This window comes from Rathayibacter sp. AY1H2, assembly GCF_002931985.1.
In the GTDB taxonomy this organism is placed as follows: domain Bacteria; phylum Actinomycetota; class Actinomycetes; order Actinomycetales; family Microbacteriaceae; genus Rathayibacter.
Genome location: NZ_PSUV01000014.1, coordinates 42082 through 65043, shown reverse-complemented (window position 1 = coordinate 65043; position 22962 = coordinate 42082). Strand labels below are relative to the sequence as shown.

The following is a 22962-nucleotide window of genomic DNA, read 5'->3' as shown; positions in this document are numbered from 1 at the left end:
GACGCGGGGTCAGATCGCCGAGGCGAGGACCTCGTCGAGCTTGGCCGAGGCCTCCTCGTCGGTGCCCTTCAGGGCGAGCGAGAGCTCCGACACGAGGATCTGACGCGCCTTGAGGAGCATCCGCTTCTCGCCGGCCGAGACGCCGCCCGCCTGCTCGCGGCGCCACAGGTCGCGGACGACCTCGCTGACGCGGTACACGCTGCCGCTGGCCATCTTCTCCTGGTTGGCCTTGAAGCGGCGGGACCAGTTGCTGGCCTCCTCCGCGACGTCGCTGCGCAGGACGTCGTAGACCGCCTGGACTCCGGCGTCGTCGATGATCTCGCGGACGCCGACGAGCTCGGCGTTCTCGACGGGGAGGGTGATGGTGAGCTCGCTGGTGTGCACGTTCATCGTCATGAACGTCTTCTCGACGCCCTTGACCGAGCGCTTCTCGAGCCCGGTGATCGTCACCGCTCCGTGGTGCGGGTAGACCAGGGTCTCGCCGACCTCGAATGTCATCATGTCGTGCCTTTCGTCGTGGGGCGTGGTGGGAGTGAGGAGTCCAGGGGGCGCAGCGGCGCCGCGGCGAGCCAGGCCGGGAGCAGCGCGACGAGGTGCTCGACCAGCTCCTCGTCGGTGCCGTCGAGGGAGCCGGCGAGCCAGGCGCCGACCACGGAGAGGACGCCGCCGGCCGCGAAGACCGCGGTGAGCTCGGGGTCGACCGCTGCGGGGACGTCGACCCGGGCGAGCACCTCGCGGTGCAGGGCGAGCGCCGTGTCGAGCACGGCGTCGTCGGAGGCGACCCGGGCGGAGGCCCGCGCGCGGAGCCGGGCATGGAAGGCGTGGCGGTCGACCAGCCGCTCGACGAGCCGCGAGTAGCCGCGCTGCAGGGCGTCGGCTCCGGAGCGGTCGGCGGGATCGCCCTCGGCGACGTCGGCGACCACGAGGTCCTGGCGGAGCAGCGCGGAGGCGACTCCCGCCGCGTCGTCGAAGTGGGCGTAGAACGAGCTGCGGCTGATCCCGGCCTCGCGCACGATGTCGCTCACCGCGATGCCCTCGGCCCTCTCGCCGTCGCTCTGCATGACGAGCCGCTCGACCGCGTCGAACACGCGGCGGCGGGTGCGCCGGGCTCGCGGATCGGCGGAGCCGAGCGCCGAGGGGGACTCCGCCGCGGGCACGGAGGCGAGGCGGGCGGGAGTCATCGGTGTCAGTCTACCACTTCCCGGACAGGTGTACGGGAAGAGCGTCAGGCGCCGGTGCGCACCTGGTCGAGGCCGGCGATGCGGTCGATCGCGGCCTGCTCGCTCGGCGAGACCCGGCCGAGATACCGGCCCAGGAACACGAACAGCAGGCGGTTCGCCGTGATCGCGGGCCACCACGGGCGCCGGAGGCCCAGGAGCCTCCGCACCTCGGGGCTGAGCGAGGCGACCGCGCCGGCGAACAGCAGCGGGTAGACCACGCCCGCCTCGCCCGGCAGCCGGATGTCGCGGAGGAAGCCGACCGCCTCGTGCACGCGTGCGTCGGGCTTGAGCTCGCCCGCGAATCCGGCGAGCTGCGCGCGGAGCTCCGCGACGCTCTCGGGCGGATCCTGCACTCCGAGCAGCCGGCCGGAGGCGGCCCACTCGCGCACGTAGGCGTCGGGGCCGCCGGGGATCCGTCCGCCCCAGATCTCGTGGGCGCCGAGGAACGCGTCGGTGAAGGCGTCGTGCACCCAGAGCAGCAGGCGGGGGTCCTGCGCCGAGTAGGAGCGCTCACGCCCGCCGGCGTCCTCGTAGGAGCCGACGATCCGCTCGTGCACGCCGGTCACCCAGCGCGCCGCTCCGCTCGCCGCGGCGGTGTCGCCGAAGCTGGTGGTCAGGACCCAGCGGACCGTGTTGTCGAGGCGGCCCATCGGGTCCTCGCGGTAGCGGGAGTGGTCGTGCACACCGGCCATCGCTCCGGCGTGGAGGGTCTGCATGAGCAGAGCCCGCACTCCGGCGATCATCGTGGGCAGGCCGCCGTTGACCGCCCAGACCGCGCTGCCCGGTCCGAAGAGCCCGGCGTCGTCGCCCTTCTCGAGGGCGACGATCCAGTCGGCGCGGGGGCGGGGGCGTCGGCGTCTCATCCGCTCAGTGTGCGCTCGGATCCTGGGCCGCGGCTGGCCGTTCTGTCACCCTTCGTGGGGCCGTGGTCACTCGGCCAGCAGTTCGCGGACGTCGTCGGCCGACAGCGCCCGGGCGAAGAGCTCGCCCTCGTCGAGCACCGCCGTGCTGAGGCGGCCCTTGCGCTCCTGGAGGCGCACGATCTTCTCCTCGATCGTGTCCGTCGCCACCAGCCGGTACACGTTCACCCGCCGCTCCTGGCCGATGCGGTGCGCGCGGTCGACGGCCTGCGCCTCGGCCGCCGGGTTCCACCACGGGTCGAGGATGAAGACGTGGTCGGCCTCGGTGAGGGTGAGCCCGGTGCCGCCCGCCTTCAGGCTGATCAGGAAGACGGGCGCGGCTCCCGAGCGGAACTCCTCGATCACTCCCGCGCGGTCCCGCGTGGAGCCGTCGAGCTGCACGAACGGGATGCCGCGCCGACGCAGCCGCTCCCCCGCCCGCTCCAGGTACGAGGTGAAGGTGCTGAAGACGAGGGCCCGACGGCCTTCCGCGATCACGTCGTCGAGCTGCTCGACGAGCACGTCGAGCTTCGCGGACGGGACGTGCCGGTAGGCCGGGTCGACCAGGGACGCGTCGAGCGCGAGCAGGCGCAGGAGGGTGAGCGATCGGAACACCGTGAAGCGCTGCCGGTCGAGGTCGTCGACCAGACCCAGGAGCTTCCGCCGCTCGCGCTGGAGGTAGCCGTCGTAGAGCACCCTGTGGGCGGGCGTCAGCGCGACCTCGATCGTCTGCTCCTGCTTCTCGGGGAGCTCCGGCGCCACCGCCTCCTTGGTGCGGCGGAGCAGGAACGGACGCAGTCGCCGGCGCAGTCTCTCGAGGCGGCGGCGCGCGCCCTCGGTGTGGCTGACGGTCCGTCCCTCGGACAGATCGGGCGAGGCGATGCCGACGGGCGCCTCCGCGTGCAGGATCGGCCGGGTGTACTCCTCGCGGAAGCGGCGCAACGGCGGCAGGAGCCCGGGCGCCACCAGTGCGAGGACCGCCCAGAGCTCGTCGAGCGAGTTCTCCAGCGGTGTGCCGGTGAGCGCGAGCGTGACGGGCGCGCCGACCCCGCGGGCGGCCCGGTGCGTCTGCGAGGCGGGGTTCTTGACGAACTGGGCCTCGTCGAGGATCAGCGCCGACCACGTCCTCGACGCCCAGCGCTCGCCGCCGAGGCGCAGGACCGCGTAGCTGGTGAGGACCACGTCTGCGTCGGCCGGGATCGCGTCGAGCGCGCCCTCCCGCGAGCTCGCGACGACGTGGACGCGCAGGGCGGGCGCGAAGCGCTCGGCCTCCGAGCGCCAGCCCGGCACGACCGAGGTGGGGGCGACCAGGAGGAACGGCGCGCGGCGGATCCCGGCGCGGCCCGCCTCCTCGACCGCGTCGAGCATCATGGCCAGCGCCTGCAGGGTCTTGCCGAGGCCCATGTCGTCGGCCAGGATCCCGCCGAGCCCGTGACGGAGGCGGTGCACGAGCCAGGCGTAGCCCGCCCGCTGGTACGGACGCAGCCGGGCGGTCAGGCCCTCCGGCGGCTCCACGTCCTCCGGCGACCCGGCGGCCAGCGCGGAGTCGAGCACGGCGCGCCACGCGTCGGAGGGGACGCTCTCGTCGGCGAGCTCCTCCAGCTCGTTCCACAGCCCGGCCTGGTGCCGGCCGAGCCGCGGTCCCGTCTCCCACTCCTCGAGCTCGTCCGCCCGGGTCAGCAGCTCCCGGAGCCGGTCGAGGCCGGGGTGCGCGAGCGAGAGGTAGGAGTGGTCGACCAGGCGGATGCGGTCGCCGCCCGCGGCCAGAGCGCGGAAGAGGGGCAGGAACGGCACGGTCGCGTCGCCGATGCTCACGACGACGCCGAGGTCGAACCAGTCGGCGCTCTCGGTGTCGACCGCGGTGATGGTGAGCGTGAGCGGTCCGGTCAGCAGGCGGTAGTCCGGGGCCGCGCCCTCGCGCTCGATCCGGACCCCGCCGATCCCCTCCAGCTGCGGGAGCTGCTCCACCACGAACACCGCCGCCTCGGCCCCGCGCAGGACCGCGCTCGTCCCCGGCTCCGGCACGAGAGCGGACCCGGCCTCGCCGAGCACCGAGCGCACCCGGCGGAGCACCGCGCGCTCGAGAGCCGCGTCGGCCGTGCCGTCGAGCTCGCCCGCGCGATCGGGCGAGCGGCGCCAGTGCCAGCCCACCCTGACGGCGCGCCGCGGCTCGAACGAGACCGTGCAGACCAGGCGCGGGGGCTCCGGATCGTCCAGGACGAGGTCGACGCCCTCCTCGCGCACCGCGACGCGGCCGCGGAGGGCGGGGAGGTGCTCGCCGACGAACTCGGGCACGTCCTCCGCCGGGACCTCCGTCTCCTCGGGGTGATCGAGGAGCCGCAGCTCCTCGTCGTCGAAGGGCAGGGACGCGGGCGCGAGCAGGAGCGAGGACGGATCGCCGCCCTCGACCACGTAGACGCCGTGCCGGGCGACCGGACGCGCCGACTCGGGCGCGTGCTCCGCGCCGTCGATCCGCAGGACGGGCCGCAGCCGGAGCGCTCCCTCCTCCGCCGAGACCGTCACCGCCACATGCGCGGGACCGGCGAGACGGACCGCGCCCTTCTCCGGGGCGAGCAGCGGGATCCCGGCGGCCTGCGCCTGCTCGAGCAGCCGCCAGAGCAGTGGGCTCTCGTAGTCGTCGAGGTGGATCCAGTCGGGGTCCTGCCCGAGGTGGACGGTGCGCGTGGCGCGGTGCAGAGCCGCGAACTCGGCGAACCAGCGCTGGTGAGCGGGGTCGAGCGAGAGCCGGTGGGTCTGGAAGTTCAGCGACTTCCAGGTGAGGGTGGTGCGGTTCCAGGCGCCCCCGCGCCCACGGACGGCGGGGCGGGTGGCCAGACGGTGGTCGCGGCGCTCGTCGGGATCGTAGGTCTTCGCCGTGACGCGCTCGCTCGCCGGCGCCCGCCACGGATCGTCGGCCCGGCGCACCAGCCGGCGCAGCTCGAACTGCAGCCCGATCGGAGTGAGGACGGTCGGCGACTCGGCCTCGGGGGGTCCGCTGAGCTCGCCGACGCGGGCGCGCCAGGAGGAGGGGGTCGACTCGGGAGGCACCGCCCCATGCTGCCACGCGCCGCCGACACCCCCGCCCGCACCGCGTGACGGGCAGAATCGGAGGATGACCAGCAGCGACTCCCCCGCGCCCACCGTCCTCACCCTCGGCAGCGAGAGCCTGCGCCTCGCCCTGACGACCGCCGGGGCCGAGATGACGTCCCTCCGCGACGACGAGGGCCGCGAGTACCTGTGGCAGGCAGGCCCGGAGTGGCGCCGGCACGCTCCCGTCCTGTTCCCGATCATCGGGCGCCTCCCCGGCGACACGCTGCACCACGACGGCGCGGACCACCGGATGGGGCAGCACGGCTTCGCGCGGGACCGGGTCTTCGAGCTCGCGGGCGTCTCGGCGGACGAGGCGGTGTTCCGGCTCCGGAGCGACGACGCCACGCGCGCGGTGTTCCCCTTCGACTGGACGCTCCTCATCGCCTACGCCGTGACCGGCGCCTCGCTCCGGATCACCCAGACCGTCGAGAACAGGGGTCCCTCTCCGCTGGGCTTCTCGCTCGGGAACCACCCGGCCTTCGCGCTGCCGCTGCCCGAGGGCCGCGGCGAGCACCGCATCCGCTTCGCGCAGCCCGAGCCGGAAGGGTACCGCCGCGCTCCGGAGAACCTGCTGCTCGAGGCGCGCCACCCGGCGCCGCTCGAGGACGGGGTCCTGACAGTGGACGACGCGCACTTCGAGGAGGGCGTGATGATCTTCGACGAGCCGCGCCGGCGGACCCTCCGGCTCGAGGCCGACGGCGCCGCCCGCGCGATCGTCGTCGACACCGGGGACTTCGACGTGGTCGGCGTGTGGAAGCCCGTCGGGGCCCCGTTCGTCTGCCTCGAGCCGTGGCGGAGCGTCCCGACCCCCGAGGGCTGGGACGGCGACATCGTCGACAAGCCGCGCCAGATCGTCCTCGAGCCGGGCGGCCGGCGGTCGCTGTCCTACAGCATCGCGCTGAGCTGAACGTCCTCGCGCTGGATCTGCGCGTCGAGCAGCTCGAAGCGGCGGATGATCAGCCCCTCGCGGGTGGCCCAGGGGCAGATCACCAGGGTCTCGATGCCGAGGGCGTCCATGGCCGCCTCCGCGACGAGAGCGCCCGCGAGCAGCTGCGGAGCCCGCAGAGCGGAGACGCCGGGCAGCGCTGAGCGGTCGGCCGCGCTGATCGCGGCGAGGCGGGCGGACCACAGCCGGAGATCGACCAGGTGCAGCTCGCGGCGCACCAGCGGACCGGCGGCGCTCGGAGCGGCGCCGGTGATCCGCGCCAGCGAGCGGAAGGTCTTCGACGTGCCTGCGACCAGGTCGGGGCGCGCCAGGGCGAGGAAGCCGCGGACGGGCTCCGCGAGCACCTCGCGGGCGTGACGCCGGGCGGCCTTCACGCTCGTGGCCGAGGCGGGATCGCCGACCAGCAGGTCCCGCGTCACCCGCCCCGCTCCGAGCGGGACCGACACGGCGAGCTCGGGCACCTCGTCCACGCCCATCGAGAGCTCGAACGAGCCGCCGCCGATGTCGAGGTCCAGGATCGAGCCCGCGCCCCAGCCGAACCAGCGGCGCACGGCGAGGAAGGTGGCCGACGCCTCCGCCTCGCCGCCGAGCTCCTGGAGGTGCACTCCCGTCTCGGCGCGGACCCGGTCGAGGACCGCCGCGCCGTTGCCGGCCTCGCGGATCGCCGAGGTCGCGAACGCCAGCAGGTCCTCCGCGCGGTGCTCGCGGGCGACCTCGGCGGCCTCGGTCACGAACGCGATCAGCTCGCGCTGGCCCCGCTCGGTGATCTCCCCCGCCTCGTCGAGGTGCGCCACGAGAGCGAGGCTCCGCTTGTGCGAGCGGTAGGGCACCGGGCGGGCGCCGGGGTGCGCGTCGACGAGGAGCAGGTGGACCGTGTTGGAGCCGATGTCGAGCACGCCGAGTCGCATGGGTCCACGGTATCCGCCCGCGGAGGCGCGTCCCGCCACGCGGACCGCCGGGGAACGCCGGAGGGCCCGGCCGCTCTCGCGACCGGGCCCTCCGGGGGTGCTGGACTCAGTGGTCCCAGTTCTCGGCCCTGTCGGCCGAGCTGGACGAGCCGACGATGTGCACCCGCATGTCGTTCGTCGTGCCGGCGCGCCCGGGGGGCGATCCGGAGACGACGACCACGGTCTCGCCCGCCTGGGCGAGGCCCTCGCGGAGCAGCACCGCGTCCACCTGCGCGAACATCGCGTCGGTGTGGTTGACGCGCGGCGTGACGAAGGACTGGACGCCCCAGTTCAGCGCCATGCGGCGGCGGACGGCCGGCTCGGGGGTGAAGCCGATGATCGGGATGCCGTGGCGCAGGCGCGTCATGCGGCGGACCGAGTCGCCCGACTCCGTGAACACGCAGAGGAACTTCGCCTCGACGAACTCCGCGACCTCGGCGGCGGCCAGCGTGACCGATCCGCCCTGGGTGCGGGGCTTGCTGCCCAGCGGGGGGATGCGCTCCAGGCCGTGCTCCTCGGTGGACTCGACGATGCGGGCCATGGTCTGCACGGTGACGACGGGCCAGGCTCCGACGCTGGTCTCGCCCGAGAGCATGACCGCGTCCGCGCCGTCGAGGATGGCGTTCGCGACGTCCGAGGCCTCGGCCCGCGTGGGGCGGGGGCTCTCGATCATCGACTCGAGCATCTGGGTCGCGACGATGACCGGCTTCGCCCAGCGGCGGGCGAGCTCGACGGCGTGCTTCTGCACGATCGGCACCGCCTCGAGGGGCAGCTCGACGCCGAGGTCGCCGCGGGCGACCATGATGCCGTCGAAGACGTCGATGATCTCCTGCAGGTTGTCGACCGCCTGCGGCTTCTCGATCTTGGCGATGACGGGAGCCTTGCGGCCCTCCTCCGCCATGATCTCGTGCACGCGCTCGATGTCGCTGGCGTTGCGCACGAAGGAGAGGGCGATGATGTCGGCGCCGAGGCGGATCGCCCAGCGGAGGTCGTCCTCGTCCTTCTGGGAGAGGGCGGGGACGTTGACCGCGACACCGGGCAGGTTGATGCCCTTGTTGTTCGAGACGTTGCCGGGGACGACGACCTCGGTGACGACCCGGGGGCCCTCGACGGCGGTGACGCGGACAGCGACCTTGCCGTCGTCGATGAGGAGCATGTCGCCCGGGTTCACGTCGTCCGGGAGGCCCTTGAACGTGGTGCCCGAGAGCTCGCGCGTGCCGAGGACGTCCTCGGTGGTGATGGTGAAGACGTCGCCCTCGGCGAGGGCGTACGGGCCGCCCTCGAACTTGCCGAGGCGGATCTTCGGACCCTGCAGGTCGACGAGGATCGCGACCGCGCGCCCGGCGTCGTCCGCGGCCTTCCGCACGATGCGGTAGATGCCTTCGTGGACGTCGTAGCTTCCGTGACTGAGGTTCATGCGGGCCACGTCCACGCCGGCGTCGATGATCGCACGAATGGTCTCGTACGACGACGTTGCCGGGCCGAGGGTGGCGACGATTTTCGCTCGTCTCATTGAGGGGGTGCTCCGTTGTTCTGCGCCCGGAGGCGCGTCGTTAGCGGGGAGGGTGAGCTGATTGCTGGCGGGCCGAGACTATCGCGTCCCGGGGACTAGAGCGTGAAGCCCCGGTCGTTGGGGCCGACCGGCGCCGGCAGCTGGGTCGTGCCCTCGAGGTAGCGGTCGACCTCGGCCGCGACGGAGCGGCCCTCCGCGATCGCCCAGACGATCAGGGACTGGCCGCGCCCGGCGTCGCCGGCCACGAAGACGCCGGGGACGGAGGTCTCGAAGGCGTCGCCGCGCGCGACGTTGCCGCGCTCGGTGAAGGGGACGTCGAGCTGACGGCCGAGATGGTCCGCCTCCGGGCCGGTGAAGCCGAGGGCGAGCAGGACCAGGTCGGCCGGGATCTCGCGCTCGGTGCCCGCCTTGGGGACGCGGCGCCCGTCGAGGTACTCGGTCTCGGCCACGCGCACCGCGCGGACCTCGCCGCCCTCGTTCGCGAGGAACTCCACGGTCGACGCGAGGAACATCCGCTCCCCGCCCTCCTCGTGGGCGCTCGAGACCTCGAACACGGTCGGGTCCATCGGCCAGGGCTGGCTGTCCGGGCGCTGCGACGGCGGCTGCTGCCCGATCGCCAGGTTCGTGACCGACGCGGCCTTCTGGCGGTGGGCGGTGCCGATGCAGTCCGCTCCGGTGTCGCCTCCGCCCAGGACGACGACGTGCTTGCCCTCGGCCGAGATCTGCTCGAAGACGCGGTCGCCCGCGATCGCGCGGTTCGACTGCACGAGGTACTCCATGGCGAAGTGCACGCCGTCGAGGTCGCGCCCCGGGATCGGCAGGTCGCGCGGCACGAGAGCGCCGGTGGCGACCACGACCGCGTCGTAGCGCGCCCGCAGGTCGTCCCAGGTGATGTCGGAGCCGATGTCGACGCCCGCGCGGAACCGGGTGCCCTCGGCCTTCATCTGGTTCAGGCGGAGCTCGAGGTGCTTCTTCTCCATCTTGAAGTCCGGGATCCCGTAGCGCAGGAGGCCGCCGATGCGGTCGTCGCGCTCGTAGACCGCGACGGTGTGCCCGGCGCGGGTGAGCTGCTGAGCGGCGGCGAGCCCCGCCGGGCCGGAGCCGACGACCGCGACGGTCTTGCCGGTCAGGCGCTCCGGCGGGTGCGGCTGCACCCAGTCGTTGCCGAAGGCCTGATCGATGATCGAGACCTCGATCTGCTTGATCGTGACGGCGGGCTGATTGATGCCGAGCACGCAGGACGACTCGCACGGCGCCGGGCAGAGCCGTCCCGTGAACTCCGGGAAGTTGTTCGTCGCGTGCAGGCGCTCGATCGCCTGGCGGCCCTCGCCGCGCCACATCAGGTCGTTCCACTCGGGGATCAGGTTCCCCAGCGGGCAGCCCTTGTGGCAGAACGGGATGCCGCAGTCCATGCAGCGGCCCGCCTGCCGGCGCAGCACGGCGGAGTCGCCCTGCTCGTAGACCTCTTTCCAGTCCATCAGGCGGACGGACACGGGACGCCGCTTGGGCAGCTCCCGGTCCTGCACCTTCAGGAACCCCTTGGGATCAGCCACCGGTCACCTCCAGAATCCGTCCCCAGACGACGTCGCCGTCGGGGTCGAGCCCCTCCTCCACAGCGGATGCGCGCGTCGCGAGCACCGCGGCGAAGTCGCGGGGCAGTACCTTGACGAAACGCGAGACCGTTCCGTCGAAATCGTCGAGCATCCCCTGGGCCAGGGTCGACTCGGTCTCCGCGACGTGCCGCTCGAGCAGATCGCGCAGGATCTCCACGTCGGCGCTGCCGAGCTCGGAGAGGGTCAGCTCGCCGGAGGCGATCGCGTCGCGGTTCACGAGCTCGCGGCGCAGGCCGTGGATGTAGGCCGTGCCGCCCGACATGCCGGCGCCGAGGTTCCGCCCGGTCTCGCCGAGGATCACCGCCAGGCCGCCGGTCATGTACTCGAGCGCGTGGTCGCCCACTCCCTCGACCACCGCGGTGGCGCCGGAGTTGCGGACCAGGAAGCGCTCGCCGACCATCCCGCGGATGAACATCGTGCCCTGGGTCGCCCCGTAGCCGATCACATTGCCCGCGATCACGTTCGTCGAGGCGTCGAAGGTGCTGCGGCGGTCCGGCCGCACCACGATCTGGCCGCCCGAGAGGCCCTTGCCGACGTAGTCGTTGGAGTCGCCCTCGAGCCGCAGAGTGATGCCGGCGGGGAGGAACGCTCCGAGCGACTGCCCGGCCGAGCCGCGGAGCGACACGACGATGGAGTCGGCCGGCAGGCCGTTCTCGCCGAATCGGACGGTGACCTCGTGGCCCAGCATGGTGCCGACGGCGCGCTCGGTGTTCTTGATCTCGCGCTCGATCCGCACGGTGCCGCGGTGGTCGAGCACGTTCGCCGCGAGGCGGATCAGCTCGTTGTCGAAGTGGTGCTCGAGCTCGTGCTCCTGCGCGCGGCCGTGGCGGCGCGGCTCCTCCGCCGTGAAGACCGGTCCGACGAGGATCGGCGTCAGGTCGAGCCCGCTCGCCTTCCAGTGCTCGATCGCCTGGTCGACGTCGAGCAGCTCGCGGTGGCCGACGATCTCGTCGACGCTCCGGAAGCCGAGCTGCGCGAGGTATTCGCGCACCTCCTGGGCGATGAACTCGAAGAAGTTGACGACGAACTCGGGCTTGCCGGAGAACCGCTGGCGCAGCTCCGGGTTCTGCGTCGCGACGCCCACCGGGCAGGTGTCGAGGTGGCAGACGCGCATCATGATGCAGCCCTCGACGATCAGCGGAGCCGTCGCGAAGCCGAACTCCTCGGCTCCGAGCAGCGCGCCGATGACGACGTCGCGACCGGTCTTCATCTGGCCGTCGACCTGCACGACCACGCGGTCGCGCATGCCGTTGAGCATCAGCGTCTGCTGGGTCTCGGCCAGGCCGAGCTCCCAGGGCGTGCCCGCGTGCTTGAGCGAGTTCACCGGGCTCGCGCCGGTGCCGCCGTCGTGACCCGAGACGAGGATCACGTCGGCGAGGGCCTTCGCGGTGCCGGCGGCGACCGCTCCGATGCCCGACTGGCTGACCAGCTTCGCGTGGATGCGCGCCGACGGGTTCGCCCGCTTGAGGTCGAAGATCAGCTGCTTGAGGTCCTCGATCGAGTAGATGTCGTGGTGCGGCGGCGGCGAGATCAGGCCGACACCGGCGGTCGCGTGCCGGGTGCGCGCGATCCACGGGTACACCTTCGTCGGCGGCAGCTGACCGCCCTCGCCGGGCTTGGCGCCCTGGGCGAGCTTGATCTGGATGTCGTCGGCGTGGGTGAGGTACATGCTCGTGACGCCGAAGCGGCCCGAGGCGACCTGCTTGATCGCGGAGCGGCGCTCCGGGTCGAGCAGCCGCTCGGTGTCCTCGCCGCCCTCGCCCGTGTTCGACTTGGCGCCGAGGCGGTTCATCGCGATGGCGAGCGTCTCGTGCGCCTCCGGCGAGATGGAGCCGTAGCTCATCGCGCCCGTCGAGAAGCGCTTCACGATCGCCTCGACCGGCTCGACCTCGTCGATCGGGATCGGCGTGCGCCCCGCGGTGTCGAGCTTGAACATGCCGCGGAGGGTCATCAGCGAGCTCGCCTGGTCGTCGACCATCTTCGTGTACTCGCGGAAGACGTCGTAGCGGCGGTTGCGCGTCGAGTGCTGCAGGCGGAACACCGTGTCCGGGTTGAACAGGTGCGGGGCGCCGTCGCGGCGCCACTGGTACTCGCCGCCGACCGCCAGGCGCTCATGCGCGACGATCGCGCCGTCCTCGGGGTACGCGGCGCGGTGACGCGCGGCGTTCTCCTCGGCGACGACGTCGATGCCGATGCCGCCGAGCTTCGAGACGGTGCCGGTGAAGTACTGGTCGACGAACGCCTGGCTGAGGCCGACGGCCTCGAAGGTCTGCGCCCCGGCGTAGCTCGACACGGTGGAGATGCCCATCTTGGACATGATCTTCAGCACGCCCTTGCCGAGCGCCTTGATCACGTTCTTCACGGCCTTCTCCGGCGAGACGTCCGACAGCATGCCGCTGCGGACGAGGTCCTCGCAGGTCTCCATCGCCAGGTACGGGTTGACCGCGGAGGCGCCGTAGCCGATGAGCGTCGCCACATGGTGCACCTCGCGGACGTCGCCCGCCTCGACCACGAGCCCCACTCGCATCCGGTTCTCGGTGCGGATGAGGTGGTGGTGCACGGCGGCGAGCATCAGCAGCGAGGGGATCGGCGCGAGGTCCTTGGTGGAGTCGCGGTCCGAGAGCACCAGGAACTGCGCTCCCGCGGCGATGGCCTCGTCGGCCTCATCGCACATCTCGTCGATGCGGTCCTGCATCGCGCGGGGTCCCGCGTCGACGCGGTAGAGGCCGCGGATCGTCGTGGTGATGTGGCTCAGCGGGCGCGGCGCGATGTGCTGGATCTTCGCGAGCTCGTCGTTGTCGATGACCGGGAAGTCGAGGACGACCTGGCGCGCGTGCTCGGCACCGGCGGTCAGCAGGTTGCGCTCGGGGCCGAGGCCCAGACGGAGCGAGGTCACGACCTCCTCGCGGATCGAGTCCAGCGGCGGGTTCGTCACCTGCGCGAAGGCCTGCGTGAAGTAGTCGAAGAGCAGGCGGGGGCGCTTGGACAGGACGGCCACGGGGGTGTCCGAGCCCATCGCTCCGAGCGGCTCCGCACCGGCGCGCGCCATCGGCAGCAGGAGGAGGCGGACCTCCTCCTCGGTGTAGCCGAAGGTGCGCTGGCGGCGGTTGACCGAGGCGGGCGTGTGCACGATGTGCTCGCGCTCGGGGAGGTCCTTGAGGTTGATGCGGCCCTTCTCGAGCCACTCCTCGAACGGACCGGAGGCGGCGAGCTGCCCCTTGATCTCCTCGTCCTCGACGATGCGGCCCTGCTCGGTGTCGACCAGGAACATGCGGCCGGGCTGCAGGCGTCCCTTGCGGACCACCTTCGCGGGGTCGATGTCGAGCACGCCGATCTCGCTGGCGAGCACCACGAGCCCGTCGTCGGTCACGACGTAGCGGCCGGGGCGGAGCCCGTTGCGGTCGAGAGTGGCGCCGACGAGCTCGCCGTCGGTGAAGACGATCGCGGCCGGGCCGTCCCACGGCTCCATGAGCATCGAGTGGTACTCGTAGAACGCGCGGCGCTTCGGGTCGAGCGCGCCGTCCTGGTTCTCCCAGGCCTCCGGCACCATCATCATGACCGCGTGCGGGAGCGACCGGCCGGCCAGGTTGAGCAGCTCGACCGTCTCGTCGAACGAGGCGGAGTCACTGCGGCCGGGCGAGACGATCGGGAACAGCGGGGCCAGGTCGCCCAGCTCGCGGCTCTTCAGCTGCGACTGGCGCGCGCGCATCCAGTTGCGGTTGCCCTGCACCGTGTTGATCTCGCCGTTGTGCGCGATCATCCGGAACGGCTGAGCGAGCGGCCACGACGGGAAGGTGTTGGTGGAGTACCGGGAGTGCACCAGCGCGAGCTTCGACGCGAAGCGCTCGTCGGACAGGTCCGGGTAGAACGGCTCCAGCTGGAGCGTCGTCACCATGCCTTTGTAGACGAGCGTGCGGCTCGAGAGCGACATGAAGTAGACCTCGAGCTCGCGCTCGACGCGCTTGCGCAGGCGGAAGGTCAGACGGTCGAGGCGCACGGAGGAGAGGGGCGTGCCGCTCTCGTCGGTCAGCTCGCTCCGGATGAACAGCTGCTCGATCGCCGGCATGGCGGCCCGGGCGAGCGTGCCGATCTCGTCGGGCTGCACGGGCACGGACCGCCAGCCGACCACGGCGAGGTTCTCCTCGCGGGCGATGTCGGCGATCGTCGACTTGACCCGCTCGCGCTCGAACACGTCCACCGGGAGGAAGGCGTTGCCCACCGCGTACTGGCCCAGCGGCGGGAGCTCGAAGGGAGCGACCGCGCGGAGGAACTCGTCCGGTATCTGCGTGATGATCCCCGCGCCGTCGCCTGTTCCCGCGTCGGAGCCGACGGCGCCGCGGTGCTCGAGGTTGCGCAGCGCGTTCAGCGCGGCGTCGATGATGTCGTGGCCGGCGGTGCCGCGCATGGTGGCGACCATCGCGAGACCGCACGCGTCCTTCTCGGCGGCCGGGTCGTACATCCCCTGCGCCGGCGGCATGCCCAGGAAGGGCACGGCGCGGGCCGGGGTCGAGGGCTGGGCGGAGGCCATGGGAACCGTCCTCACGGGGGTGATGGCTGATCGGGACGTCACTGGCCCGCGGTGGTGGAGGAGGAGCGGCTCCCCGATCGGGAGGGCCGCAGGGTTCTGCCGTGGCGCGAGCGTCGCGCGCCGCCGGCGGTGCCTGCACGACGACCCGCCCGCGGCAGCGCTCGTGGCTGCGCCGCGATGGGGCGGTCGTGGAGGTGTCGGGCACCCGGGAGGCGGTCGCGGAGGCTCCGCGACCTCCGTCAGGTGCGGGAGACCGTCGGCTTCTCGGCGTCGGTGCCGGAAGCAGGGGTGGTGGTGTCGTCGGAGTCGGACTCGACGTCCTCGAATTCTACCGCAGCCGGGGCGGGCGTCCACTCGCGACCCGGCCGGTAGGCCGAGGGCTCGGCGCCCGGGTGCTCGCGCTTCTGGATCACCACGAGGACCAGGCCGATGACCACGGCGATGAGCGCGGCCCAGACGTTGGTGCGGATGCCCCAGAAGAACTCGCTCGGGTCGATCCGGATGGACTCGAACCAGACGCGGCCGATCCCGTACCAGATCAGGTAGGCGGCGAAGACGGTGCCCCACTGCAGCTTGAGACGGCGCTCGAGCAGGAGGATGACCGCGATGCCGACGACGTTCCAGAGGATCTCGTAGAGGAAGGTCGGGTGGAAGAGCGTGCCCGCCGGGAGGCCGACGGGGAAGGCCGGGTTGGTGGTCTCGATCTCGAGGCCCCAGGGCAGGGTCGTGGGCAGGCCGAAGAGCTCGTGGTTGAACCAGTTGCCCAGGCGCCCGAGCGCCTGCGCGGCGAGCATGCCGGGGGCGAGGGCGTCGGCGAAGGTCCAGAACCGCACTCCTGTCCAGCGGCAGCCGATGAACGCGCCGACCGCGCCTCCGATCAGCCCGCCGAAGATGGCGTTGCCGCCGTTCCAGATGCGGACGACCTCCCACGGGTCGGCGCCGTCGTAGAAGTAGTCGCCGGGGTGGGTGAGCACGTGGTAGGCGCGGGCGCCGACGATGCCGAGCGGCACGGCCCAGATGATGATGTCGAGCACGACCCACGGCTCCGCGCCGCGGCGCTTGAGCCGCTGGTTCGTCATGATCGTCGCCACGATGATCCCCGCGAGGATGCAGAGCGCGTAGGTGTGGATCGCGAGCGTGAAGGTGCCGATCGTGAGGTCGTACTGACTCCACGCGTCGGGGGGGCTCGGAATGCTCAGCGGTACGGACACCGGTACTCGACCTTTCGAAGGAGGGGGTCCCCCGGGCGCGGCTCGGCCGCGCCCCGGTGGGCATCCCGATTGTAGCGGGAGGGTGTCAGCGCGCGGAGCGCAGGCGGGTGCCCTCGGCGAGGCCGCGGGAGGTCTCGGCGACCGCGTCGACCCCGCCGGACGCCAGCGCCCGCACCAGGGCGGATCCGACGATGGCGCCGTCCGCGTAGGCGAGGATCTCGGCGACCTGCTCGCCGGTCGAGATGCCCAGGCCGACGCACGCGCTCTCGGAGCCGGCGGCGCGGAGGCGGTCGACCAGGGTGCGGGCCGCGGAGTCGACATCGGTGCGCGCGCCGGTGATGCCCATCGTCGAGACCGCGTAGACGAATCCACGGCTCGAGTCGACGGCCTGGCGCAGGCGCGTGTCCGTCGAGGACGGTGCCGCGAGGAACACGCGGTCGAGTCCGAGCCGCTCGGAGACGGCGAGCCACTCGGCGCCCTCGTCCGGGATCAGGTCGGGCGTGATGAGGCCGGACCCGCCGGCCTCGGCCAGATCGGTGGCGAAGCGCTCGACCCCGTACTGCAGGACGGGGTTGTAGTAGGTCATCACCAGGACCGGCACGTCGACGCGCGCCCGGATCTCGCGGACGGCCTCGAAGCCGTGGCGGAGGCGGAAGCCGCCCGCGATGGCGGCCTGGGTCGCCTCCTGGATGACGGGTCCGTCCATCACCGGATCGGAGTAGGGCAGACCGAGCTCGATCGCGTCGACGCCGTTCTCCGCCATGGCCACGGCGGCGTCGATGCTGGTCGGCAGGTCGGGGAAGCCGACGGGGAGGTAGCCGATCAGGGCGCCCGCCGCCTCCTCGTTCCGGCGCCGGACGGTCTCGGCGACGCTCGGTCCGCGGCCGCTCACGACTGCACCGCGCCCTGGTCCATGAGGCCGAAGTAGTGCGCAGCGGTCGTCATGTCCTTGTCGCCGCGGCCCGAGAGGTTGACCAGGATGGTGGCCTCGGGGCCGAGCTCGCGCCCGAGCTCCAGCGTGCCGGCCAGCGCGTGCGCGGACTCGATCGCCGGGATGATCCCCTCGGTGCGGCTGAGCAGCATGAGCGCGTCCATCGCGGCCGAGTCGGTGACCGCGCGGTAGTCGGCGCGGCCGATGCTCGAGAGCCATGCGTGCTCCGGGCCGATGCCCGGGTAGTCGAGGCCGGCCGAGATCGAGTGCGACTCGACGGTCTGGCCGTCCTCGTCCTGGAGGAGGAAGCTGCGGGCGCCGTGCAGGACGCCGGGGCGGCCCTTGCTGATGGTCGCCGCGTGGCGGGGGGTCTCGATCCCGTCGCCGCCGGCCTCGAAGCCGACGAGGCGGACCTCGGGGTCGTCGAGGAAGGCGTGGAAGATCCCCATCGCGTTGGAGCCGCCGCCGACGCAGGCGGTGACCGCGGTGGGCAGCGAGCCGGTGAGCTCGAGGACCTGCTCGCGCGCCTCCTCGCCGATGATCTTCTGGAAGTCGCGGACGAGGGCCGGGAACGGGTGCGGGCCCGCGACGGTGCCGAAGATGTAGTTCGTGGTGCCCACGTTCGTCACCCAGTCGCGCATCGCGTCGTTGATCGCGTCCTTGAGGGTGCGCGAGCCGGTCGTCACGGGGATCACCTCGGCGCCGAGCAGGCGCATGCGGGCGACGTTGAGGGCCTGGCGCTCGGTGTCGACCTCGCCCATGTAGACCACGCAGTCGAGGCCGAACAGGGCGGCGGCCGTGGCGGTCGCGACGCCGTGCTGGCCCGCTCCCGTCTCGGCGATGACGCGGGTCTTGCCGATCCGCTTGGTGAGCAGCGCCTGGCCCAGCACGTTGTTGATCTTGTGCGAGCCGGTGTGGTTGAGGTCCTCGCGCTTGAGGATGATCCGCGCACCGCCGGCGTGCTCGGCGAACCGCGGCACCTCGGTGATGATCGACGGACGACCGGTGTAGCTGCGGTGCAGCTCCATCAGCTCGGCCGCGAACGCGGGGTCGACCTTCGTGCGCTCGTACTCGGCGCTCAGCTCGTCGAGGGCCTCGACGAGGGACTCGGGGACGTAGCGTCCGCCGAACTCGCCGAAGTAGGGGCCGAGTTCATCCCGGAGTGCCATGGGGGTACCGCCTATCGGTGTGGTCAGTGCGCCAGGAAGCCGGCGAGGGTGGAGACGGGGTCGCCGCCGGTGACGAGAGCCTCGCCCACGAGGACGACGTCGGCTCCGGAGCCGCGGTAGTGCGCGACGTCGTCGGCGGTGAGGACGGCCGATTCGGCCACCTTCACCGCGTCGTCGGGGAAGCGCTCGGAGAGGCGGCCGAAGAGGTCGCGGTCGAGCTGGAAGGTGGAGAGGTCGCGGGCGTTCACGCCGATGAGCCGCGCGCCGAGGTCGGCGGCCCGCTCGAGCTCGTCGGCCGAGTGCGTCTCGACGAGCGGGGTCATCCCCAGCTCGAGGACGAGGGCGTGCAGCTCGGCGAGCAGGGGCTGCTCGAGCGCGGCGACGATGAGGAGGACCAGGTCGGCTCCGGCCGCGCGGGCCTCGAGGACCTGGTACGGCTCGGCGACGAAGTCCTTGCGCAGGACGGGGATCGACACGCGCTCGCGGACCGCCTCGAGGTCCGCGAGGGACCCCTTGAAGCGGCGCTCCTCGGTGAGGACGCTGATCGCGCTCGCTCCCCCGAGCTCGTACTGTCCGGCCAGCTCGGCGGGGACGGGGATGTCGGCGAGGGCTCCGCGCGACGGGCTGGCGCGCTTCACCTCGGCGATGATCCTGACGCGCTCGGCGGGGGCCAGAGCGGCCAGGGCGTCGAGGGCGGGCGCCTGGGCGAGCGCGCGGCGCTCGACGGCTTCGAGCGGGGCGCTCTCGCGGCGCCGGGCCGCGTCGGCCAGGGCGCCGGCGGTGAGGTCGGCGAGCACCTAGGCGCGCGCCTTCGGGTTCGCCTTCGCGCCGTTGACGCCGTAGCCCGCCTTGGCCATGCCCATGCCCACGAGCAGACCCACCACGACCAGGCCGGCCGAGAGCCAGACCACCAGGGGCACGTCGAACCAGAACGCGATCGTGCCGATCGTGAATCCGACCAGCATGATGACGACGGCCGTCCACGCTGCGGGCGAGTGGCCGTGGTTGTCGTCGTCGTGCTCGGTGCTCATGGGTCTCCTCCTGGGGGTGCATCGGGACCAGAGCAGTCTAGCGTGAGGCGCCTGAGCGTCCGGCCCCGGACTCGCCTGCGCAGTCGCCTGCAGGAGGCGGGGATGCCGGACCGCCGGACACGTCCCCGGCCGGTGTCAGCGGCCTGAGGTGGGGTCGTCGCCGCGCGAGAGCTCGTCCCACGAGACGACCGGATCGATGTCGCCGTCGTCCGTCTGCACGGTCGACGCGCCGTGGCCGTAGCCGTCGGCGGGCTCGAAGCGGGACGCGCGCTTCCGCGCCGCTCCCGGCCAGCGGCGCGAGGTCGCGAGGACGCCGATCCCGAGCAGCGCGGTGAGCACGCCGCAGACCAGGGCGACGACGGGCCAGGCCGTCGCGGAGGACGAAGCCACGAGCGCGGCGACGGACTGCTCCCCCGCGATGGCGGTCGCCTCCGTGACCAGCGAGGCGCCGGCGCGCACGGGGTCGCCCAGTGCCGTCGCGGCCGCGAGCACCACCGAGGCGCCGAGGACGGCCTGGAGCACACCGAGCACGATCCGGAAGACGGGGCCGGCGATGGCGAGGGCCGCGGCGAGGGCGAGGCCCGCGAGCGCCAGGGCGGAGAGCGCGGGCGCGGCGACGGTCCCGGCCACGTCGATCCGCTGGCCCTCCCCCTCGATCGCGGCCAGGGTCAGCGTGGACCAGGTCTGGGTGGAGGAGGTCAGCTCGAGCGCGGCGAGGAGCACGACCCCGAGGATCGCCGTGTACTTCAGCCGCCGTCCGCTCATGCTCATTCCGCCGGGCCGAGGCCGGTGAACGGCACGAGGGGGTCGACGTCGAAGCAGGCGTGCTCGCCCGTGTGGCAGGCTGCGCCGATCTGCTCGACCTGGACCAGCAGGGTGTCGGCGTCGCAGTCGAGGGCGGCACCCCGCACGTACTGCGCGTGCCCGGACGTGTCGCCCTTGCGCCAGTACTCCTGGCGCGAGCGCGACCAGAAGGTGACGCGGCCCTCGGTGAGGGTGCGCCGGAGAGCCTCGCGGTCCATCCAGCCCATCATGAGCACCTCGCGGGTGTCGTGCTGCTGGATGATCGCGGGCAGGAGCCCGGTCGGATCGAAGGCGGCGCGGTCCAGGACGGCGTCGAGCTCGGCGGGGGTCATCGGATCTCGATCCCGGAGGCGGCGAGCGCGCGCTTGACGTCGCCGATCGTCAGCTCGCGGTTGTGGAAGACGGAGGCGGCGAGCACGGCGTCGGCTCCCGCGTCGACGGCCGGAGCGAAGTGCTCGACGGCGCCGGCGCCTCCGGAGGCGATGACCGGCACGGAGCTCAGCTCGCGCATCGCGGCGATCAGCTCGAGGTCGAAGCCCTGCTTGGTGCCGTCGGCGTCGATGGAGTTGACCAGCAGCTCCCCGGCGCCGCGCTCGACGGCCTCGCCCGCCCAGGCCAGGGCGTCGAGCTCGGTCTCGCGGCGTCCGCCGTGAGTGGTGACGACGAAGCCGGACGCCGTGGCGTCGCTCCGCTTGACGTCGAGCGAGAGCACGAGTACCTGCGCGCCGAAGACGTCGGCGATCTCGCCGAGGAGCTCGGGCCGGGCGATCGCGGCGGAGTTGACGCCCACCTTGTCGGCGCCGTGCGCGAGCAGTCGCGAGACGTCCTCGGCGCTGCGCACGCCTCCGCCGACCGTGAGCGGGATGAAGACCTGCTCGGCGGTCGCCCGCACCACGTCGTAGGTGGTCGAGCGGTCGTCGACCGTGGCGGTGACGTCGAGGAAGGTCAGCTCGTCGGCGCCCTGCTCGAAGTAGAGGCGGGCGAGCTCGACGGGGTCGCCCGCATCGCGCAGGTTCTGGAAGTTGACGCCCTTCACGACGCGGCCGGCGGCGACGTCGAGGCAGGGGATGACGCGGACGGCGAGACTCATCGGCTCCCCCTCTACAGGCGCGCGGCGTGGATGGAGGTGACCAGGATCGCGCGGGCGCCCAGGTCGTACAGGCGGTCCATCACCTGGTTCATGTCCGAGCGCGGCACCATCACGCGGACGGCCACCCACTCGGCGTCGTGCAGCGGCGAGACCGTCGGCGACTCGAAGCCCGGGGCGATCGCCGTGGCGCTCTCCAGGAGCGCGACGGGGCAGTCGTAGTCGAGCAGCACGTACTCGCGGGCGACCAGCACGCCCTGCAGGCGGCGCAGCAGCACCGGGATGCCCTCGGGCTCCCCCGCGGCGGAGACCAGGACGGCGGTCGAGTCCAGGATGACCGGCCCGAAGATCTCGAGGCCGGCCTTGCGGAGCGTGGTGCCGGTCTCGACGACATCGGCGATGACGTCGGCGACGCCGAGCTGGATCGCGGACTCGACCGCGCCGTCGAGGCGGATCAGCGTCACCTCGACGCCGTGCTCCCGGAGGAAGCGGCCCACGAGGCCCGGGTAGCTGGTCGCCACGCGGAGGCCGTCGATCTGCGCGAGCTCGTCGTAGCGGCCTGCGGGCCCGGCGAAGCGGAAGGTGGAGTTGGCGAAGCCGAGGCTCGCGATCTCGCGCGCCTCGGAGCCGGAGTCGATCAGGAGGTCGCGGCCGGTGACCCCGACGTCGAGAGCGCCGGAGCCGACGTAGGTGGCGATGTCGCGCGGGCGCAGGTAGAAGAACTCCACCCCGTTGCGCTCGTCGACGACGTGCAGCTCCTTCGGGTCGCGGCGGCCGGTGTAGCCGGCCTCCGCGAGCATCTGACCGGCGGTCTCCGAGAGGGAGCCCTTGTTGGGGAGGGCGACGCGCAGGAGCGCCGGGGCGGGGGTGGTGGTCACGGGACGTCCTTCATGACTCGACGGCTGTTCAGGGGGCGGCACGGCTCCTCGGGGAGCGTGCGGGCGCGACGGCGCGGAGCGGAGGCGCACCCCGGCGAGCGGGGCGGGGCTCACAGATGCCGGTAGACGTCGGCCGTCGTCAGTCCCTTGGCGAGCATGAGCACCTGCAGGTGGTAGAGCAGCTGCGAGATCTCCTCGGCGGTGCGCTCGTCGCCCTCGTACTCGGCGGCCATCCACACCTCGGCGGCCTCCTCGACGATCTTCTTGCCGATGAAGTGCACGCCGGCGTCGAGCTCGCGGACGGTGCCCGAACCCTCGGGACGGGCGGCGGCCTTCTCGCCCAGCTCAGCGAAGAGGTCGTCGAAAGTTTTCACCGGGGAAGTCTATACGGCGGCCGGGCGCGGGCCGCCTCAGTGCCGGTGCAGGTGAGCGGTCGCCGTCTCGCGCAGCGACGCGATCGCGGCCTCCGGGTCGTCCGCGCCGAAGACCGCGGAGCCCGCGACGAAGGTGTCGGCTCCCGCCTCCGCTGCGATCTCGATCGTGCCGGGAGCGATCCCGCCGTCGACCTGGAGCCAGACGTCGAGCCCGGTGCGGTCCACCACGTTCCGGAGGGTGCGCAGCTTGGGCATCGTCTCCTCCATGAAGGACTGGCCCCCGAAGCCGGGCTCGACCGTCATCACGAGGACCTGGTCGAACTCGGGCAGGAGGTCGAGGTAGTCGTCCACCATCGTGCCCGGCTTGAGCGCGATCCCCGCCCGCGAGCCGATCTCGCGCAGGCGCCGCGCGAGGGCCACGGCGTCGCGCGCGGCCTCGGCGTGGAAGGTCACGGAGTAGGCGCCGGTCTCGGCGTAGTCGGGGGCCCACCGGTCGGGGTCGTCGATCATCAGGTGCAGGTCGAGTGGCCGGGGCGAGACGTCCTGGAGGCGCTGGACCATGGTCAGCCCGAACGTGAGGTTCGGCACGAAGTGGTTGTCCATCACGTCGACGTGCACCAGGTCGGCTCCGGCGATGCGCTGCAGCTCGGCCTCGAAGTTCACGAAGTCGGCGGAGAGGATGCTGGGGTTGATCCGTGCGGGCATGCGTCCAGCCTAGATC

Annotated in this window: 20 protein-coding genes; 1 reads left to right on the top strand and 19 read right to left on the bottom strand. The window is 72.6% G+C overall.

The features are described 5' to 3' along the window. Positions 1 to 9 precede the first annotated feature (9 nt). From C5C29_RS11375 to C5C29_RS11360, 4 genes are all read right to left on the bottom strand, one after another. On the bottom strand, positions 10 to 498 hold the full coding sequence (locus C5C29_RS11375) for a CarD family transcriptional regulator (protein ID WP_068257183.1): 489 nt from the start codon (positions 496 to 498) through the stop codon (positions 10 to 12). Further along, positions 498 to 1181 (bottom strand): TetR/AcrR family transcriptional regulator, encoded by a 684-nt coding sequence (locus tag C5C29_RS11370; protein ID WP_104221877.1) that lies wholly within the window; start codon positions 1179 to 1181, stop codon positions 498 to 500. Before C5C29_RS11370 ends, C5C29_RS11375 begins: the two co-directional genes overlap by 1 nt. A 44-nt stretch (positions 1182 to 1225) precedes the next feature. Then, positions 1226 to 2083 (bottom strand): oxygenase MpaB family protein, encoded by an 858-nt coding sequence (locus C5C29_RS11365; protein WP_104221875.1) that lies wholly within the window; start codon positions 2081 to 2083, stop codon positions 1226 to 1228. A gap of 66 nt (positions 2084 to 2149) precedes the next feature. Beyond that, positions 2150 to 5167, bottom strand: coding sequence for a DEAD/DEAH box helicase (locus C5C29_RS11360; RefSeq protein ID WP_104222130.1), 3018 nt, complete (start codon positions 5165 to 5167; stop codon positions 2150 to 2152). A 64-nt stretch (positions 5168 to 5231) separates the two neighbouring features. Here C5C29_RS11360 and C5C29_RS11355 point away from each other — a divergent pair, with 64 nt between their 5' ends. Then, positions 5232 to 6116: an aldose 1-epimerase family protein gene (locus C5C29_RS11355; protein ID WP_104221873.1), complete on the top strand. Its 885-nt coding sequence runs from the start codon at positions 5232 to 5234 to the stop codon at positions 6114 to 6116. Here the strand turns inward: C5C29_RS11355 and C5C29_RS11350 are convergent. The 15 genes from C5C29_RS11350 to rpe form a co-directional block, all read right to left on the bottom strand. After that, positions 6095 to 7063, bottom strand: a complete 969-nt coding sequence (locus tag C5C29_RS11350) for an exopolyphosphatase (protein WP_104221871.1) — start codon at positions 7061 to 7063, stop codon at positions 6095 to 6097. The genes C5C29_RS11355 and C5C29_RS11350 overlap by 22 nt on opposite strands. Positions 7064 to 7169: 106 nt before the next feature. After that, entirely contained in the window at positions 7170 to 8615 is a 1446-nt protein-coding gene (pyk, locus tag C5C29_RS11345) for a pyruvate kinase (RefSeq protein WP_104221869.1), read from the bottom strand. 95 nt (positions 8616 to 8710) lie between these two features. Next, positions 8711 to 10168 carry a glutamate synthase subunit beta gene (locus C5C29_RS11340; protein WP_104221867.1) on the bottom strand — a complete coding sequence of 486 codons (1458 nt, stop codon included), beginning with the start codon at positions 10166 to 10168 and terminating at the stop codon, positions 8711 to 8713. After that, positions 10161 to 14756, bottom strand: coding sequence for a glutamate synthase large subunit (gene gltB, locus C5C29_RS11335; protein WP_104232656.1), 4596 nt, complete (start codon positions 14754 to 14756; stop codon positions 10161 to 10163). Before gltB ends, C5C29_RS11340 begins: the two co-directional genes overlap by 8 nt. Before the next feature lie 239 nt (positions 14757 to 14995). Continuing rightward, positions 14996 to 15967, bottom strand: a complete 972-nt coding sequence (gene lgt, locus C5C29_RS11330) for a prolipoprotein diacylglyceryl transferase (RefSeq protein ID WP_258059820.1) — start codon at positions 15965 to 15967, stop codon at positions 14996 to 14998. A gap of 85 nt (positions 15968 to 16052) precedes the next feature. Continuing rightward, entirely contained in the window at positions 16053 to 16859 is an 807-nt protein-coding gene (gene trpA, locus C5C29_RS11325; RefSeq protein ID WP_104232657.1) for a tryptophan synthase subunit alpha, read from the bottom strand. Next, positions 16856 to 18067, bottom strand: a complete 1212-nt coding sequence (gene trpB, locus C5C29_RS17350; RefSeq protein WP_104225310.1) for a tryptophan synthase subunit beta — start codon at positions 18065 to 18067, stop codon at positions 16856 to 16858. The genes trpA and trpB overlap by 4 nt, the downstream gene beginning before the upstream one ends. Positions 18068 to 18090: 23 nt before the next feature. Then, complete coding sequence (trpC, locus tag C5C29_RS11320; RefSeq protein WP_104221862.1) at positions 18091 to 18864, bottom strand: indole-3-glycerol phosphate synthase TrpC; 774 nt, start codon at positions 18862 to 18864, stop codon at positions 18091 to 18093. After that, positions 18865 to 19098, bottom strand: coding sequence for a DUF6704 family protein (locus C5C29_RS11315; protein WP_104221860.1), 234 nt, complete (start codon positions 19096 to 19098; stop codon positions 18865 to 18867). A 135-nt stretch (positions 19099 to 19233) separates the two neighbouring features. Beyond that, the gene (locus C5C29_RS11310; RefSeq protein WP_104221858.1) at positions 19234 to 19863 is read right to left on the bottom strand and encodes a Trp biosynthesis-associated membrane protein; all 630 of its coding nucleotides are present in this window, start codon (positions 19861 to 19863) and stop codon (positions 19234 to 19236) included. Positions 19864 to 19865: 2 nt separating this feature from the next. Then, positions 19866 to 20234: a phosphoribosyl-AMP cyclohydrolase gene (hisI, locus tag C5C29_RS11305; protein WP_104221855.1), complete on the bottom strand. Its 369-nt coding sequence runs from the start codon at positions 20232 to 20234 to the stop codon at positions 19866 to 19868. Beyond that, a complete protein-coding gene (gene hisF, locus C5C29_RS11300; protein WP_104308400.1) occupies positions 20231 to 20992 on the bottom strand; it encodes an imidazole glycerol phosphate synthase subunit HisF in 762 nt (253 codons plus the stop codon). The genes hisI and hisF overlap by 4 nt, the downstream gene beginning before the upstream one ends. 11 nt (positions 20993 to 21003) lie before the next feature. After that, complete coding sequence (gene hisG, locus C5C29_RS11295) at positions 21004 to 21867, bottom strand: ATP phosphoribosyltransferase (RefSeq protein ID WP_104308399.1); 864 nt, start codon at positions 21865 to 21867, stop codon at positions 21004 to 21006. A gap of 110 nt (positions 21868 to 21977) precedes the next feature. Continuing rightward, a complete protein-coding gene (locus tag C5C29_RS11290; protein ID WP_055791842.1) occupies positions 21978 to 22241 on the bottom strand; it encodes a phosphoribosyl-ATP diphosphatase in 264 nt (87 codons plus the stop codon). Between the two features lie 36 nt (positions 22242 to 22277). Further along, the gene (gene rpe / locus C5C29_RS11285) at positions 22278 to 22946 is read right to left on the bottom strand and encodes a ribulose-phosphate 3-epimerase (RefSeq protein ID WP_104232661.1); all 669 of its coding nucleotides are present in this window, start codon (positions 22944 to 22946) and stop codon (positions 22278 to 22280) included. Positions 22947 to 22962: the final 16 nt, after the last annotated feature.